The sequence below is a fragment of the Streptomyces sp. NPDC090741 genome, assembly GCF_044769045.1.
GTDB lineage: Bacteria > Actinomycetota > Actinomycetes > Streptomycetales > Streptomycetaceae > Streptomyces.
Window position 1 is genome coordinate 155,294 of the sequence record NZ_JBIVXF010000017.1, and the last position, 14,696, is coordinate 169,989.

The 14,696-nt window shown below is 69.9% G+C and carries 11 protein-coding genes and 1 tRNA gene; 6 read left to right on the forward strand and 6 right to left on the reverse strand.

Annotated elements, in window-relative coordinates:
* The first annotated feature begins 47 nt into the window (after window positions 1–47).
* The gene (locus ACIQU4_RS34685) at window positions 48–839 is read left to right on the forward strand and encodes a sterol carrier family protein (protein ID WP_403739382.1); all 792 of its coding nucleotides are present in this window, start codon (window positions 48–50) and stop codon (window positions 837–839) included.
* 62 nt (window positions 840–901) lie between these two features.
* Window positions 902–1,714 (forward strand): META domain-containing protein, encoded by an 813-nt coding sequence (locus ACIQU4_RS34690; protein WP_403739384.1) that lies wholly within the window; start codon window positions 902–904, stop codon window positions 1,712–1,714.
* A gap of 54 nt (window positions 1,715–1,768) precedes the next feature.
* Here the strand turns inward: ACIQU4_RS34690 and ACIQU4_RS34695 are convergent, their stop codons facing one another.
* Both ACIQU4_RS34695 and ACIQU4_RS34700 read right to left on the reverse strand, forming a co-directional pair.
* A complete protein-coding gene (locus tag ACIQU4_RS34695) occupies window positions 1,769–3,193 on the reverse strand; it encodes a sulfatase-like hydrolase/transferase (RefSeq protein WP_403739387.1) in 1,425 nt (474 codons plus the stop codon).
* Between the two features lie 115 nt (window positions 3,194–3,308).
* Window positions 3,309–3,404, reverse strand: a complete 96-nt coding sequence (locus ACIQU4_RS34700; protein ID WP_385588274.1) for a putative leader peptide — start codon at window positions 3,402–3,404, stop codon at window positions 3,309–3,311.
* A gap of 146 nt (window positions 3,405–3,550) precedes the next feature.
* Here ACIQU4_RS34700 and purF point away from each other — a divergent pair, with 146 nt between their 5' ends.
* Together purF and purM are read left to right on the forward strand one after the other, a co-directional pair.
* Window positions 3,551–5,068 (forward strand): amidophosphoribosyltransferase, encoded by a 1,518-nt coding sequence (gene purF, locus ACIQU4_RS34705; protein WP_399250055.1) that lies wholly within the window; start codon window positions 3,551–3,553, stop codon window positions 5,066–5,068.
* Window positions 5,069–5,177: 109 nt separating this feature from the next.
* Complete coding sequence (gene purM, locus ACIQU4_RS34710; RefSeq protein ID WP_030160135.1) at window positions 5,178–6,248, forward strand: phosphoribosylformylglycinamidine cyclo-ligase; 1,071 nt, start codon at window positions 5,178–5,180, stop codon at window positions 6,246–6,248.
* A gap of 95 nt (window positions 6,249–6,343) precedes the next feature.
* Here the strand turns inward: purM and ACIQU4_RS34715 are convergent, their stop codons facing one another.
* Together ACIQU4_RS34715 and ACIQU4_RS34720 are read right to left on the reverse strand one after the other, a co-directional pair.
* Complete coding sequence (locus ACIQU4_RS34715) at window positions 6,344–6,607, reverse strand: DUF3073 domain-containing protein (RefSeq protein WP_403739396.1); 264 nt, start codon at window positions 6,605–6,607, stop codon at window positions 6,344–6,346.
* A 282-nt stretch (window positions 6,608–6,889) separates the two neighbouring features.
* Window positions 6,890–8,014 (reverse strand): Leu/Phe/Val dehydrogenase, encoded by a 1,125-nt coding sequence (locus tag ACIQU4_RS34720; protein ID WP_403739399.1) that lies wholly within the window; start codon window positions 8,012–8,014, stop codon window positions 6,890–6,892.
* A gap of 220 nt (window positions 8,015–8,234) precedes the next feature.
* Here ACIQU4_RS34720 and ACIQU4_RS34725 point away from each other — a divergent pair, with 220 nt between their 5' ends.
* Together ACIQU4_RS34725 and bldC are read left to right on the forward strand one after the other, a co-directional pair.
* A complete protein-coding gene (locus ACIQU4_RS34725) occupies window positions 8,235–9,089 on the forward strand; it encodes a hypothetical protein (RefSeq protein WP_403739402.1) in 855 nt (284 codons plus the stop codon).
* 500 nt (window positions 9,090–9,589) lie between these two features.
* On the forward strand, window positions 9,590–9,796 hold the full coding sequence (gene bldC, locus ACIQU4_RS34730; RefSeq protein ID WP_003949541.1) for a developmental transcriptional regulator BldC: 207 nt from the start codon (window positions 9,590–9,592) through the stop codon (window positions 9,794–9,796).
* Between the two features lie 502 nt (window positions 9,797–10,298).
* On the opposite strand, the gene ACIQU4_RS34735 is transcribed toward bldC, so the two are convergent.
* Window positions 10,299–10,372: transfer RNA gene (locus tag ACIQU4_RS34735), tRNA-Asp, on the reverse strand.
* A 69-nt stretch (window positions 10,373–10,441) separates the two neighbouring features.
* Complete coding sequence (gene hrpA, locus ACIQU4_RS34740; RefSeq protein WP_403739404.1) at window positions 10,442–14,377, reverse strand: ATP-dependent RNA helicase HrpA; 3,936 nt, start codon at window positions 14,375–14,377, stop codon at window positions 10,442–10,444.
* Between the last annotated feature and the right edge of the window lie 319 nt (window positions 14,378–14,696).

Here is a 14,696-nt window from a genome sequence, read left to right on the forward strand (position 1 = left end):
CGTTGCGAGCCCGGTCCGCTGTCGGACCCGGCGGATAGGGTCGGGCCATGCCACCCGCCAAGAAGAGGGCGCGTACCTACGACGCCGCGAAGATCCGTGCAGCCGTCACCGCGCAGTTCGGGCATGTGGCCGATGCCGTACGGGAGTTGGGCGACGAGCAGCTCGCGCGGCCCAGCGGGGTCGGCGCCTGGAGCGTCGCCGAACTCGCCGCGCACATCGCGTGGATCGCCGACTCGCTGGCAGCCGGGCTGGCCCGGCCCCCGGCCGCCGTACCGGAGCTGACGGCCGTCGAATGGCCCTTCGCCACCGCCTCGCTCGCGGGGAAGATCGCCGAGGCGGCCAAGGAGACCCTGGAGGGCGCCCCGCTGCCCGAGCTGTACGAGCGCGCAGGCGCCCGTATGGCCGAGGAACTGGCCGCGAACCCGGGCAGCCGGGTGCTGGACCTGTGGATCGGGGACATGACCCTGGCCGATTTCCTGGTCACCCGGACCGTGGAGCTCGTGGTGCACACCGACGACCTCAACCGGGCCGCCGGCCTGGACATCCCGATCGAGCGGCAGGCTCTGGCGGCCTGTACCCGGCTGCTCGCCGACGCCCTCGCGCTGAAGGCCCCGGGCGGCTCGGTGGAGGTACGGATCCCGCCGTTCGCGGTGGTCCAGTGCATCGAGGGGCCGCGGCACACCCGCGGCACCCCGCCGAACGTGGTGGAGACGGACCCGCTGACCTGGATCCGGCTGGCCACCGGGCGTACGGACTGGACCGCGGCCGTGGAGGACGCGCAGGTCAGGGCCAGTGGCGAGCGGGCCGACCTGTCGGCGCTGCTCCCGGTCATGAGCTGAGCCGGTCCGAGGGGAACGGCCTGCGCATGGAACCGCCCCCGCGCAGGATCCGTCCCAGGGGCATGCGTACGCCACGGCACCTCCCCGCTGCCCTCGTCGCCCTCCTGGCCCTGGCCGCCGCCACCGCCTGCAGTGACGGCGGTACGCGCGGCACCCTCCCGGGACACGGCTCGGCCGGGACCTGGTTCGTGCAGAGCCTGACCGTGGGCGGGAAGACCCTCACGGCGCCCTCCGTCGCCCGGGTCACCTTCCCGCAGGCGGAGCCCGACCAGGCCACCGGCAACTACGGCTGCAACGGATTCACCGCCGAGGTCACCCACGACGGCGCGAGCGCCATCACCGTGAAACCGGGCTCCACCACCGCCATGGCCTGCGAGAACACGGAGTTCGAGACGGCCTTCGCCAAGCTCCTGACCGGCCGTCTGACGGTCGACCGGCAGCCGAACCGGCTCACCCTGAAGACCGACGACGGGAGCACCATCGCGATGAGCTCGGAACCCCCGGCCCCGGATGCCCCGCTCACCACCACCGCCTGGACCGTGACCTCCCTGGTCAGCGGCCAGAGCGCCGCCTCCTTGCCGGCCGAGGCGGCCGGCAAGGCCGTCTTCACCATCAGCGCCGACCTGGCCGTGAGCGGCAGCCTCGGCTGCAACCGGTTCAGCGCCAAGGCCACCGGTGACGGCGCCCAGCTCACCTTCGGGCCGCTGACCACGACCCGGATGGCCTGCGAGGGCCCGGTGGGCGAGGTCGAGCGGAAGCTGACCGAGCTCTTCGCCGCCTCCCCGCTCACCTGGCGCGTCAACGGCGGGACACTCACCCTCACCGCGCCGGACGGCACAGGCCTGACCGCGACGGCCGCCTCGGCCGCGGAATGACCCGCCCGACGCCCGACACCTAAAGCCCGACACCCCACCCCCGGGACCCGCAGGTCAGCCCGGGTACGGCAGCAGCCCCGCGTCCACCTTCTCCCAGGCCGCGCGCAGTTCCGCCAGCCGGGCCGGCTCCAGGGCCGCCTTGTCGGCCTGTTCGCGGATGTCCCCGGCCAGGTTGAACAACTGGTCCTTGCCCGTCTTGCCGCGGTAGTACTTCCAGTCCCCGCGACGCAGGGCCCGCTCCCCGCGCACCCGCCAGAACAGGTTCCTCTCCGCGGTCTTCTCGCCGCGCAGCAGGTATCCGGCCAGGCTCACCCCGTCCAGCGGGTGGGCCGGGTCCGGCCGGGTCCCGGCCAGCTCCAGCAGGGTCGCCGTCCAGTCCGGGGTGAAGACCGGGACCCGGCTGACCTGGCCTCCGTCGATCCGGGCGGGCCAGCGCACGATGTTCGGCACCCGGATCCCGCCCTCCTGGAGGGAGGCCTTGTTGCCGGAGAGCGGCCAGTTGTACGAGAAGCGCTCGCCGCCGTTGTCGCTGGAGAAGAAGACCAGGGTGTCGTCCTCCTGACCGGAGCGCTTGAGGGCCTTCAGCACTTCGCCGACCGAGCGGTCGAGGTCCTCCACCATCTGCCGGTACTTCTCCACGGAGCCGCCGTCCTGGTGCCACAGTGCCCGGGCGTCGCCCGCCCTGATCCGGCGCTCGACCTCGGCGCTCGCCTCGGTGTCCCCGTCGGCGATCCACGGCCAGTGCGGGGTGGTGAAGTTGAGGTTCAGCAGCCAGGGCTTGCCGCCGTGGTCGCGGGAGACGTACTCGGCGGCGCGCTCGGTGATGATCCGCGTGTAGTAGCGCAGGTCCTTGTAGGTGGCGTCGCCCTCGTAGAGGTCGTACTCGCCGCCCAGGCCCAGCTTGGAGTAGTACTCCAGGGCCCCGCCGAAGTTCCCGAAGAACTCGTCCCAGCCCGACCTGGTCGGGCTGTAGTCGGGCAGGTAGCCGCAGTGCCACTTGCCGATGAGCGCGGTCGCGTAGCCGGAGGCGCGCAGCAGTGAGGCCAGCGTCGGGTGGGTGGGCTCCAGGCCGGCGCTCTTGTCGGCGATGGGCTCGGCGAGCCCGCCCCCGGTCCGGCCCGGGTAGCGGCCCGTGTACAGGCTGAACCGGGTCGGCGAGCAGGTGGCGGAGCCGGAGTAGGCATCGGTGAAGCGGACCCCCTGGCGGGCCAGCCGGTCCAGGTTCGGGGTCTTGATGTCCGGGGAGCCGTACGAGGACAGGTCGGCCCAGCCCAGGTCGTCGCCGAGGATGAACAGGACGTTCGGGCGCCGGGAACGCCGGCCGCGGGCGGCCTGGAACGGACGCTCCTCGGGGCCGGTCCCAGCGGCGTCGGAGGCGGCGGCCGGGCCGGCCCCGAGCCCCACCGCGGCGGCCGCCGCGCTCACTCCGACGGCACTTCCGAACGCCCGGCGGGACAGACTGCTGTTGTACGAAGACACAGGAACTCCAGGACACGGCTCGGCGGCCCTGCCCCGGGCGGGCGCGGGACGGCGCGCGGCACGGCAGGGCAGGGCTGGGCGGAGCGAAAGGGAGAAAGAAGAGGGAGAGTTGTGGCTACGCAGAACAGCGACAGATGGCGCTCGCGACACGGACCAGGTCTACGTGGCGGCGCTCGACGAGGGTGACGGAGTGGTCACCGAGAGGCTGCATGGGGCGAGAGCCTGTGCGAATACCTTCGTAGATGTCAACAAAGCTCCGAATAGCGAGACAGAGTCGTACAGTCACCCTCTGTGCTGTGAGATTTCCCGGCCATCCCCAATTCGGACCAGTGGTCGATCTCGCCTACACTCGGAAGCGTGCCTCGTGGTGATGGACGACTCAACCACGACCTGCTCCCCGGCGAAAAGGGCCCCCAGGACGCTTGCGGCGTCTTCGGTGTCTGGGCTCCGGGTGAAGAGGTCGCCAAGCTCACCTACTTCGGACTGTATGCGCTGCAGCACCGTGGACAAGAGTCCGCGGGAATCGCTGTGAGCAACGGTTCCCAGATCCTCGTCTTCAAGGACATGGGCCTAGTTTCCCAAGTCTTCGACGAAACCTCTCTCGGCTCGCTCCAGGGTCATATCGCGGTCGGTCACGCCCGCTACTCGACCACCGGAGCCTCCGTCTGGGAGAACGCGCAGCCCACTTTCCGCGCGACCGCCCACGGCTCCATTGCCCTGGGTCACAACGGCAACCTGGTGAACACCGCCGAGCTCGCCGAGATGGTCGCCGACCTCCCCCGTCAGGACGGCCGTGCCACCCAGGTGGCGGCCACCAATGACACCGACCTGGTCACCGCCCTGCTGGCCGGCCAGACGGACGACGACGGCAAGCCCCTGACCATCGAGGAGTCGGCCACCAAGGTCCTCCCGAAGGTCAAGGGCGCGTTCTCGCTCGTGTTCATGGACGAGGGAACCCTCTACACCGCCCGTGACCCGCAGGGCATCCGCCCGCTGGTCCTCGGCCGCCTTGAGCGCGGCTGGGTGGTCGCGAGCGAGACCGCCGCCCTCGACATCTGCGGAGCCAGCTTCGTCCGCGAGGTCGAGCCGGGCGAGCTCATCGCGATCGACGAGAACGGTCTACGCACCTCCCGCTTCGCGGAAGCAAAGCCCAAGGGCTGTGTCTTCGAGTACGTCTACCTGGCGCGCCCGGACACCGACATCGCCGGCCGGAACGTCTACCTCTCGCGTGTCGAGATGGGCCGGCGCCTGGCCAAGGAAGCCCCCGTCGACGCCGACCTGGTGATACCGACGCCGGAATCCGGCACGCCCGCCGCCGTCGGCTACGCCGAGGCCAGCGGGATCCCGTACGGCTCCGGCCTGGTCAAGAACGCCTACGTCGGCCGGACCTTCATCCAGCCCTCGCAGACGATCCGCCAGCTGGGCATCCGCCTGAAGCTCAACCCCCTCAAGGAAGTCATCCGGGGCAAGCGCCTGGTGGTCGTCGACGACTCGATCGTCCGCGGCAACACCCAGCGCGCCCTGGTCAAGATGCTCCGCGAGGCCGGCGCGGCCGAGGTCCACATCCGGATCTCCTCGCCGCCGGTGAAGTGGCCGTGCTTCTTCGGCATCGACTTCGCCACCCGGGCCGAGCTGATCGCCAACGGCATGACGGTCGACGAGATCGCCACGTCGCTCGGCGCGGACTCGCTCTCGTACATCTCGCTCGACGCGATGATCGAGGCGACGACCATCCAGAAGCCCAACCTCTGCCGTGCCTGCTTCGACGGCGAGTACCCCATGGAGCTGCCCGACCCGCAGCTCCTGGGCAAGCAGCTCCTGGAGAGCGAGCTGGCCGGCGGCACCGACGCCGCCGACGCGCTCCGGCGCCCGTAGCGCCGCGACCCGCGACCTCGGCTCCACCTGCGCCGGGCCCTGTCTTTACGAGTGCTTCTCCCAGGGCCCGGCACCACCCGCAGTAACGACACGAAAGCTCTCTCCTGTCATGACAGAGAAGACCACCGGTGCCAGCTACGCAGCCGCGGGCGTCGACATCGAAGCCGGGGACCGCGCCGTCGAGCTCATGAAGGAGTGGGTGAAGAAGACGCAGCGCCCCGAGGTCCTCGGCGGCCTCGGCGGATTCGCCGGCCTCTTCGACGCCTCCGCCCTCAAGCGCTACGAGCGCCCGCTGCTGGCCTCCGCGACCGACGGGGTCGGCACGAAGGTGGATATCGCCCGCCAACTGGGCGTGTACGACACCATCGGCCACGACCTCGTCGCGATGGTCATGGACGACATCGTCGTCTGCGGCGCCGAGCCGCTCTTCATGACCGACTACATCTGCGTGGGCAAGGTCCACCCGGAGCGTGTCGCGGCGATCGTGAAGGGCATCGCCGAGGGCTGTGTCCTCGCCGGCTGCGCCCTGGTGGGCGGCGAGACCGCCGAGCACCCGGGTCTGCTGGGCCCGGACGACTTCGACGTGGCGGGCGCCGGAACCGGTGTCGTCGAGTACGACCGCCTGCTCGGCGCGGATCGCATCCGTACGGGTGACGCCGTCATCGCGATGGCATCGTCCGGCCTTCACTCGAACGGGTACTCGCTGGTCCGGCACGTCCTCTTCGACCGCGCCGGCATGTCGCTCGACCAGCACGTGGAGGAGCTCGGCCGGACCCTCGGCGAGGAGCTGCTGGAGCCGACCAAGATCTACTCGCTGGACTGCATGGCTCTCACCCGTACGGCCGAGGTCCACGCGTACTCGCACATCACCGGCGGCGGACTCGCGGCGAACCTGGCCCGGGTCATCCCGGACCACCTGCACGCCACGGTCGACCGCACGACCTGGGCCCCCGGCGCGATCTTCGACCTGGTCGGCAAGGCCGGTCAGGTGGAGCAGCTGGAGCTGGAGAAGACCCTGAACATGGGCGTCGGCATGATGGCCGTGGTCCCGCAGGAGTCGGTGGACGTGGCGCTGACCGCGCTGGCCGACCGGGGCGTGGACGCCTGGGTCGCCGGCGAGATCCTCGACCGGGGCGACCGTACCGAGGGTGCGACCCTCACCGGTTCCTACGCGAGCTGAGCAGCACTGAACCCGGTCCGGGGCGATGCCCTGGACCGGGTTCAGTGTTTTTGCGTTTATAGCTCGTGCAGACGCGAAAGAGACGCGGGAGAGCGTCAAGCGCCGCGACGCTGTGCCGACGGGCCGGACTCTTCGTCCTCGTCGTCGTCATCGCTGTTGTACAGATCCGCGTACTTGGCGTACGGGTCGTCGTCGTCCAGATCGTCATCGACTTCGACCGGCTCGCTGACAGGCAGCAGCGGTTCCGTCGGCGATGCGCCCAGCTCATTGGCCAGACGCGAGAGGTCAGTCCCGCCGCTGTTGTACTTCAGCTGGCGGGCGACCTTTGTCTGCTTGGCCTTGGCCCGGCCGCGCCCCATGGCTCGACCCCCTCGGTGACGGGGCTCGACGGCCCCAGAGTCTGACACGCGTTCATGGTTCGGATCGGGCTCTCCGTGGAGAGACCGTCCGTAGGGGTTTAACGGTACCTGCTTCCGCGGCCATACGGTACGCCGCCCGCATGACGTGCCCCGGTGCAGGACCAATGAGGCGCCCCGTCCTCGCTGGTCAGCTGCGATTTTAACCCTTTCCTGGCGGGCGACCCGCCGAAGTGCAGTGAGTTCCGTCTCGCCGCAACCCCGGCGGGCGCACGTCAGGGGTCGTTATGACGGGTCGACAGCCGGGGACGAGCCCTTCGCGGCCTTCGCCGCACGGGCGTCCGCCATCCGCTGCTCGGCGATCCGGTCGGCCGCCGCGGCCGGCGGGATCCCGTCCGCCTTCGCGCGAGCGAATATTTCCAGCGTGGTGTCGAAGATCTTCGTGGCCTTCGCCTTGCAGCGGTCGAAGTCGAAGCCCCGCAGCTCGTCGGCGACCTGGATGACCCCGCCCGCGTTCACCACGTAGTCGGGCGCGTAGAGGATCCCGCGGTCCGCGAGGTCCTTCTCCACGCCCGGGTGGGCGAGCTGGTTGTTCGCGGCGCCGCAGACGACCTTCGCCGTCAGGACGTTCACCGTCCGGTCGTTCAGGGCCCCGCCGAGCGCGCAGGGGGCGTAGATGTCCAGGCCCTCCACGCGGATCAGCGCCTCCGTGTCGGCGACCGCGGTGACCTTGCCCGGGTGCTTGTCGAGGATCCGCTGCACGGACTCCTCCCGCACGTCCGTGATGACGACCTCGGCGCCGTCCTCCAGCAGGTGCTCGACCAGGTGGTGGCCGACCTTGCCGACGCCCGCCACGGCGACCTTGCGGCCGCGCAGGGTCGGGTCGCCCCACAGGTGCTGGGCGCTGGCCCGCATGCCCTGGAAGACGCCGAAGGCGGTGAGGACCGAGGAGTCCCCGGCGCCGCCGTTCTCGGGGGAGCGGCCGGTCGCCCAGCGGGTCTCGCGGGCCACGACGTCCATGTCCGCCACGTACGTGCCGACGTCGCAGGCCGTGACGTAGCGGCCGCCGAGGGACTCCACGAACCGGCCGTACGCCAGCAGCAGTTCCTCGGACTTCAGTACGTCGGGGTCGCCGATGATGACGGCCTTGCCGCCGCCGAGGTCGAGACCGGCGAGGGCGTTCTTGTACGACATGCCGCGCGAGAGGTTCAGCGCGTCGAGGACGGCTTCCTCGTCCGAGGCGTACGCGTGGAAGCGCGTACCGCCGAGGGCGGGGCCCAGGGCGGTGGAGTGGATCGCGATGACGGCCTTCAGGCCGGAGGCTCGGTCCTGGCACAGCACGACTTGCTCGTGGCCGCCCTGTTCCGTGCGGAACAGGGTGTGCAGGACGCCGTCGGTCATTTCGGTCACGGTGGTGACTCCCATGGAAAGAGATGCGGCGGAATGACGCCCGCCCTGCGGGTGGGGGAGGGCGCGCTGGGAGCAGAGTAAGACCTGCGGGCCGCGCGTAGGCGACCTGTCCGGAGATCGGAACACTCCGGGGGTGCACGAGCCCCCCGGGGCGGGCCCGGCGCGGGGTCGGCGGGCGGCCCGGCGAGTAGCTCCCGGCGGGGCGGGGGAGTACGAGAGCGTGAGCGAATCCCCCGACCCCAAGCTGCCCGCGGCGCGCTCGGCGCCGACCGTCCCGTACGCCTCCTACCTGCGCGTCTACGAGCCCCTGGCGGCCTTCGCGGAGCCGGAGCGCACGCACTGGGCCTCGTACGCGCGGCGCGGCGTGGTGGCGACGGCCCAGGACGAACTGCGTCGCTCCCTCTCCGACTTGGTCCGGGTCCCGGTGGTCGGGGTGCCGGCGCAGGAGAGCGCGGACGCCTTCACGGCGGAGGTGGACGGGGTGCTGCTGGTCTGCCCGTGGCGGACCAGACTGCGCGGCTGGCTGGCGCTCCAGGAGCTGGTCGACCAGTTCCCGCAGCCGGTACTGGACGCGGCGCTCCCGCCGGGGGCGCGGCGGCGGGCGGCCGAGGAGTACGAGCGCTGGCGCGAGCGGAATCCGGACGCGCGCCCGTGGATCCGTACCGCGGTGTGGCAGGTGCCGCTGCGCTGGTTCGTACTGGTGGCCGACGACGAGCGGGAGTACCTGCCGGGCGAGCGGATGCGCTACCGGACGCCGATGGTGCAGGCCCGGCGGCGGCTCGCGCGGGCGCTGCGGATCCTGCGGGCCGCCGAGGGGTACGCGGGGCTCGCGGAGGGGCTGGTGGACGTCGGCAGCTGGCTGGAGGAGTTCCACCCGCGCTCGATGGTCGAGCTGGACTACGCGGGGCTGGTCCACGCCCTGCCGGCGGACCGGCTGCGCACCGACCGCTCGGCCCGGGACGTGGCGGTGGGGATCGCGGCGCTGCGGGCCGGGGACGAGGCCGCGGCGGCGGAGGCGTACGCGGAGCTGGCGGAGCGCTGGCGGGAGGTCCGGGAGAGACTGTTCGCGAACTGACGCCCGGACCGATCCCTCAAGTCCTTGATCGCGACGCATTCGGGCCTTAGTTCCAGGACCTACGTCCCGATACGGGCCATTGGCTCAAGCGTGACGGACCGCACTATCTACACCCTTGCGCCCTTCCCCTACCCTCGTGCCAAAATAGGACAAGGAGTCCGGGGAGGGTTCCTTCCACCCAACTTTGGGCGGAATGCTCGGCATTGCACTCTACGGGGGGTCCTGATGACTCCTGATCGCTCTGTGACTGATCGTCACAGTGGGGTGACTGTCCGTTATGGGGCGGTCCATCGGCTTCCGCCGCTGATGAACACCTCGGAGGGCAATTCCATCGGTTTGGCCGTCGAGGCTGGACGGATGGTGTAGTTGTAGTGCCGAGGACAAGCCGTTCGTCCTATAACCGACTCGGCCCGCGTGTGTCCATTTCGGGCAACGCGGGCCAAGGTGCAGAATTTAGAGGAAAGAACCGAGATGGTTCGGTTCTCCCGAGGAGGCCGCTCATGACCGCTCGCACCCCTGATGCCGAGCCGCTGCTGACCCCGGCTGAGGTTGCCACGATGTTCCGCGTGGACCCGAAGACGGTCACCCGCTGGGCCAAGGCTGGCAAGCTCACGTCCATCCGCACCCTGGGTGGACACCGCCGTTACCGCGAGGCCGAGGTTCGCGCACTGCTCGCGGGAATTCCGCAGCAGCGCAGCGAGGCCTGAGGTCGCGCAAGCACCCCGCTTTACCGGGCTTGAATCGGGTCCCCCAATCCGATGAAACCCACAGGGCTTCAAACGCCTGGACCTGCCCCAACAGGTCCTTGTCGTCGGATCGCGCTGGACTCCGCCGGGTCCAGCGCGATCCTTTTTTATGCCCGGGGAGGGGTGGAATCGGGTGCGCGCGGGGGGCCGGCAGGGTGGGTGCCATTGCACATATTAAATCGAGCACGCGTATGGGTGCGATAAATGTGCGAGTCTCAAAAACTCATGTGGTGACTCCCGTCACAGGCAGTGACTCTTGTACAACCCGCAATGCACCCGTAAGGGGACGTGCGTCGCAGAGTGCCTCATGCGGACGGGGGATTTTCCCGGCAGGAGTCCAGGGGGGTGCCGGGGCTCCAGAGGGTTCCCGCGGCTCCCGGGGTTCCCGGAGCTCCCGGGGCTCCCGGGGGGTCAAACGCAGCAGGGCCCGCATCCCTTGGGGATGCGGGCCCTGCTCTTCTTGCGAACCTGACGGGACTTGAACCCGCGACCTCCACCTTGACAGGGTGGCGAGCTAACCAACTGCTCCACAGGTCCTTGATTTGCGGCCGCTGGGCGGCTGCGAATCAGACTGTACCCCAGCTCAGGGGGTGCAGTCGAACCCGATCAGCGGGCCGGGCCCGGGGCCGCCGCATCCACCGCCTTCACGATCCGTTTGTCGGAGATCGGATACGCCGTCCCGAGCGCGTGCGCGAAGTAGCTGACCCGGAGTTCCTCGATCATCCAGCGGATGTCGGTGACCGCGGACGGCACCGGCCGGCCCTTCGGCAGCTGCTCCAGCAGCCACGCGTACTCGTCCTGCATCTCGTGCACCTTCTGCATGCGCGTGGTGTCGCGCTGGGCGCCCGTCGGCATCTGCTGGAGCCGCCGGTCCACCGCCACCAGGTAGCGCATCAGGTCCGGCAGCCGGCGCAGGCCCGTCAGCGTCACGAAGCCGGCCGGTACGAGGGCCGCCAGCTGCGTCCTGACGTCCTGCACGTTCGCCACCAGGGCCAGGCTGTTCGTGGCCTTCAGACGGCGCTCACAGGCCTGCCAGGCGGCCAGCACCTGCTGCACCTGGGCCACCGTCCGCACGGTCGTGTCCACGAGGTCGGCGCGGACGGCCTCGTAGAGGGCGCGGAAGGCCGCCTCGTCCCACGCCGGGCCGCCGTGGTCGGCGATCAGCTTGTCGGTCGCGGCGGTCGCGCAGTCGTCGAACAGCGCCTGGATGGAGCCGTGCGGATTGCGGGACAGGGCCAGCTTCTGCTGGTTGGTCAGGTGGTCCGAGGCGAACTTCGCCGGGTTCACCGGGATGTTCAGCAGGATGAGCCGGCGCGTGCCCAGCCACATCGCCTGCTGCTGCTCGGCCTCCGTGTCGAAGAGCCGTACGGACACGCTGGTGCCCTCGTCCACCAGCGCCGGGTACGCCTTCACCGGCTGGCCCGCCCGCCGGGTCTCGAAGACCTTGGTCAGCGTGCCGATCGTCCAGTCGGTCAGCCCGGTGCGCTCCAGCGACTCCCCGCCCGCGCGCTCGGCGGTGGCCGCGGCGGCCTTGGAGAGGGCCTGGCGGGCCTTCGGCTTCAGCTTCAGCCGCAGGGCCTCCAGGTCCTTGTCCTCGGCGAGGTTCTTGCGGCGCTCGTCGACGATCCGGAACGTGATCTTCAGGTGGTCCGGGATCCGGCTGAGGTCGAAGTCCTCGGAGGTGACCGGGACCCCGACCATCCGCTGGAGCTCGCGCGCCAGCGTCACCGGCAGCGGTTCCTGCAGGGGTACGGCCGTGTCCAGGAAGCGGGTCGCGAAGTTCGGCGCGGGCACGTAGTGCCGGCGGATCGGCTTCGGCAGCGACCGGATCAGCTCGGTGACGACCTCTTCCCGCAGGCCCGGGATCTGCCAGTCGAAGCCCTCGTCGGTGACCTGGTTCAGCACCTGGAGCGGGATGTGGACGGTCACGCCGTCCGCGTCCGCGCCGGGCTCGAACTGGTAGGTCACCCGGAACTTGAGCTGCCCCTGGCGCCAGGAGTCCGGGTAGTCGGCCTTGGTGACCCCGGCGGCCTTCTCGGTGAGCAGCATCTCGCGCTCGAAGTCGAGGAGTTCGGGCTCCTCGCGCCGCTTGTGCTTCCACCAGGAGTCGAAGTGCGCCCCGGAGACCACGTGGTCGGGGATCCGCTGGTCGTAGAAGTCGAAGAGGGTCTCGTCGTCGACCACGATGTCGCGGCGGCGCGCCCGGTTCTCCAGCTCCTCGACCTCGGTGAGGAGCTTGCGGTTGTCGGCGTAGAACTTGTGGTGCGTGCGCCAGTCGCCCTCGACCAGCGCGTTGCGGATGAACAGCTCGCGCGAGACCTCGGCGTCGATCCGGCCGTAGTTGATCTTCCGCTGGGCGACGATCGGCACGCCGTACAGCGTGACCTTCTCGTACGCCATGACGGCCGCCTGGTCCTTCTCCCAGTGCGGCTCGCTGTACGTGCGCTTGATCAGGTGCTGGGCGAGCGGCTCGACCCACTCCGGCTCCACCTTGGCGTTGACCCGGGCCCACAGCCGCGAGGTCTCCACCAGCTCCGCGGACATCAGGAACTTCGGCTGCTTCTTGAAGAGCGCCGAGCCCGGGAAGATCGCGAACTTGGCGGACCGGGCCCCCAGGTACTCGTTCTTGTCGGTGTCCTTGAGGCCGATGTGCGAGAGCAGGCCGGCCAGCAGCGAGATGTGCACGCTCGTCTCGGGGGCGTCGCCCTCGTTGACGTGGATGCCCATGCCCTTGGCGACCGTACGCAGCTGCGAGTAGATGTCCTGCCACTCGCGGATCCGCAGGAAGTTCAGGTACTCCTGCTTGCACATCCGGCGGAACGAGGACGAGCCGCGCTCCTTCTGCTGCTCGCGGACGTAGCGCCACATGTTGAGGAACGAGAGGAAGTCGCTGGTCTCGTCCTTGAAGCGGGCGTGGTTCTGGTCGGCCTGCGTCTGCTTGTCCGAGGGCCGTTCGCGCGGGTCCTGGATGGACAGGGCCGCCGCGATGACCATGACCTCGCGGACGCAGTTGTTCTTGTCCGCCTCGACCACCATGCGGGCCAGGCGCGGGTCCACGGGGAGCTGCGAGAGCTGTCGGCCCATCTGGGTGAGCCGCCTCGACGGATCCTTCTCGGCGGGGTCCAGCGCGCCGAGCTCCTGGAGCAGCTGGACGCCGTCGCGGATGTTGCGGTGGTCCGGCGGGTCGATGAAGGGGAACTTCTCGATCTCGCCGAGGCCGGCCGCGGTCATCTGGAGGATGACGGAGGCCAGGTTCGTACGCAGGATCTCGGCGTCCGTGAACTCGGGACGGGCGTTGAAGTCGTCCTCGGAGTACAGCCGGATGCAGATGCCGTCGCTGGTACGGCCGCAGCGGCCCTTGCGCTGGTTGGCGCTGGCCTGGGAGATCCGCTCGATGGGCAGCCGCTGGACCTTGGTGCGGTGGCTGTAGCGGGAGATCCGGGCGGTGCCCGGGTCGATCACGTACTTGATGCCGGGGACGGTGAGGGAGGTTTCGGCGACGTTCGTCGCGAGAACGATCCTGCGGCCCGTGTGCTGCTGGAACACCCGGTGCTGCTCGGCGTGCGAGAGGCGGGCGTAGAGGGGGAGGACCTCGGTGAAGCGAAGATTCCGCTTGTTCAGGGCGTCCGCCGTGTCGCGGATCTCGCGCTCGCCGGAGAGGAAGACCAGGACGTCGCCGGGACCCTCGGACTGGAGCTCGTCGACGGCCTCGCAGATCGCGGTGATCTGGTCGCGGTCGCTGTCCTCGCCCTCCTCCTCCAGGAGCGGGCGGTAGCGGACCTCGACCGGGTACGTACGGCCGCTGACCTCGACGATCGGAGCATCGCCGAAATGCCGGGAGAACCGCTCCGGGTCGATGGTCGCCGAGGTGATGATCACCTTGAGGTCGGGGCGCTTGGGCAGCAGGGTGGCCAGGTAGCCGAGCAGGAAGTCGATGTTCAGCGACCGCTCGTGGGCCTCGTCGATGATGATCGTGTCGTACGCGCGCAGCTCGCGGTCCGTCTGGATCTCGGCGAGCAGGATGCCGTCCGTCATCAGCTTCACGAAGGTCGCGTCCTGGTCCACCTGGTCGGTGAACCGGACCTTCCAGCCGACGGTCTGCCCGATCTCGGACTTCAGCTCCTCGGCGATCCGCTCCGCGACCGTGCGGGCGGCGATCCGGCGGGGCTGGGTGTGCCCGATCATGCCCCGGACGCCGCGGCCCAGCTCCATGCAGATCTTGGGGATCTGCGTGGTCTTGCCGGAACCGGTCTCACCGGCGACGATCACGACCTGATGGTCGCGTATCGCCTCGGCGATCTCGTCCTTCTTCTGGCTGACGGGCAGGTTCTCGGGATACGTGACCTCCGGCATCCGCGAGGCACGGCCGGCCAGTCGCGCGGCGGCCTTCTCGGCCTCCGCGGCGATCTCGTCGAGCACGGCCTGCTTGGCCTCGGTCTTTCGGATGCGGCGGGCGCCTTCGAGGCGGCGGCCGAGGCGGTGCGCGTCACGGAGGGAGATCTCACCGAGAAGCGTCTGCAGGGCGGCGAAGGAAGTAGACATACCTGATCGAGGATCTCACCCGCGGGCGCCGGGTGGCGAACGCATTTGTGCACCCTCCCCGTACCATTTCGGGACGAGATCGCCTGAACCGATCCGCTGACCGAGTGAGAGGCCCGCCATGTCCCGCGCCCGTGGTGTGTGGTGGCTGCTCGCTGCCGTGCTCGCGGTGCTGGTGGGGTGTGCGGTGCCTGCGGCGGCGCTTCCGGTTCCGGGTTCCGCTTCTGTTCCGGTTTCGGGTGCGGTGTCCGCTCCGGTGTCCGCTTCGGTGTCCGTTTCGGAATCCGGCGCGACGGTTGCTCCGGCGCACGCCGTGGCCCCC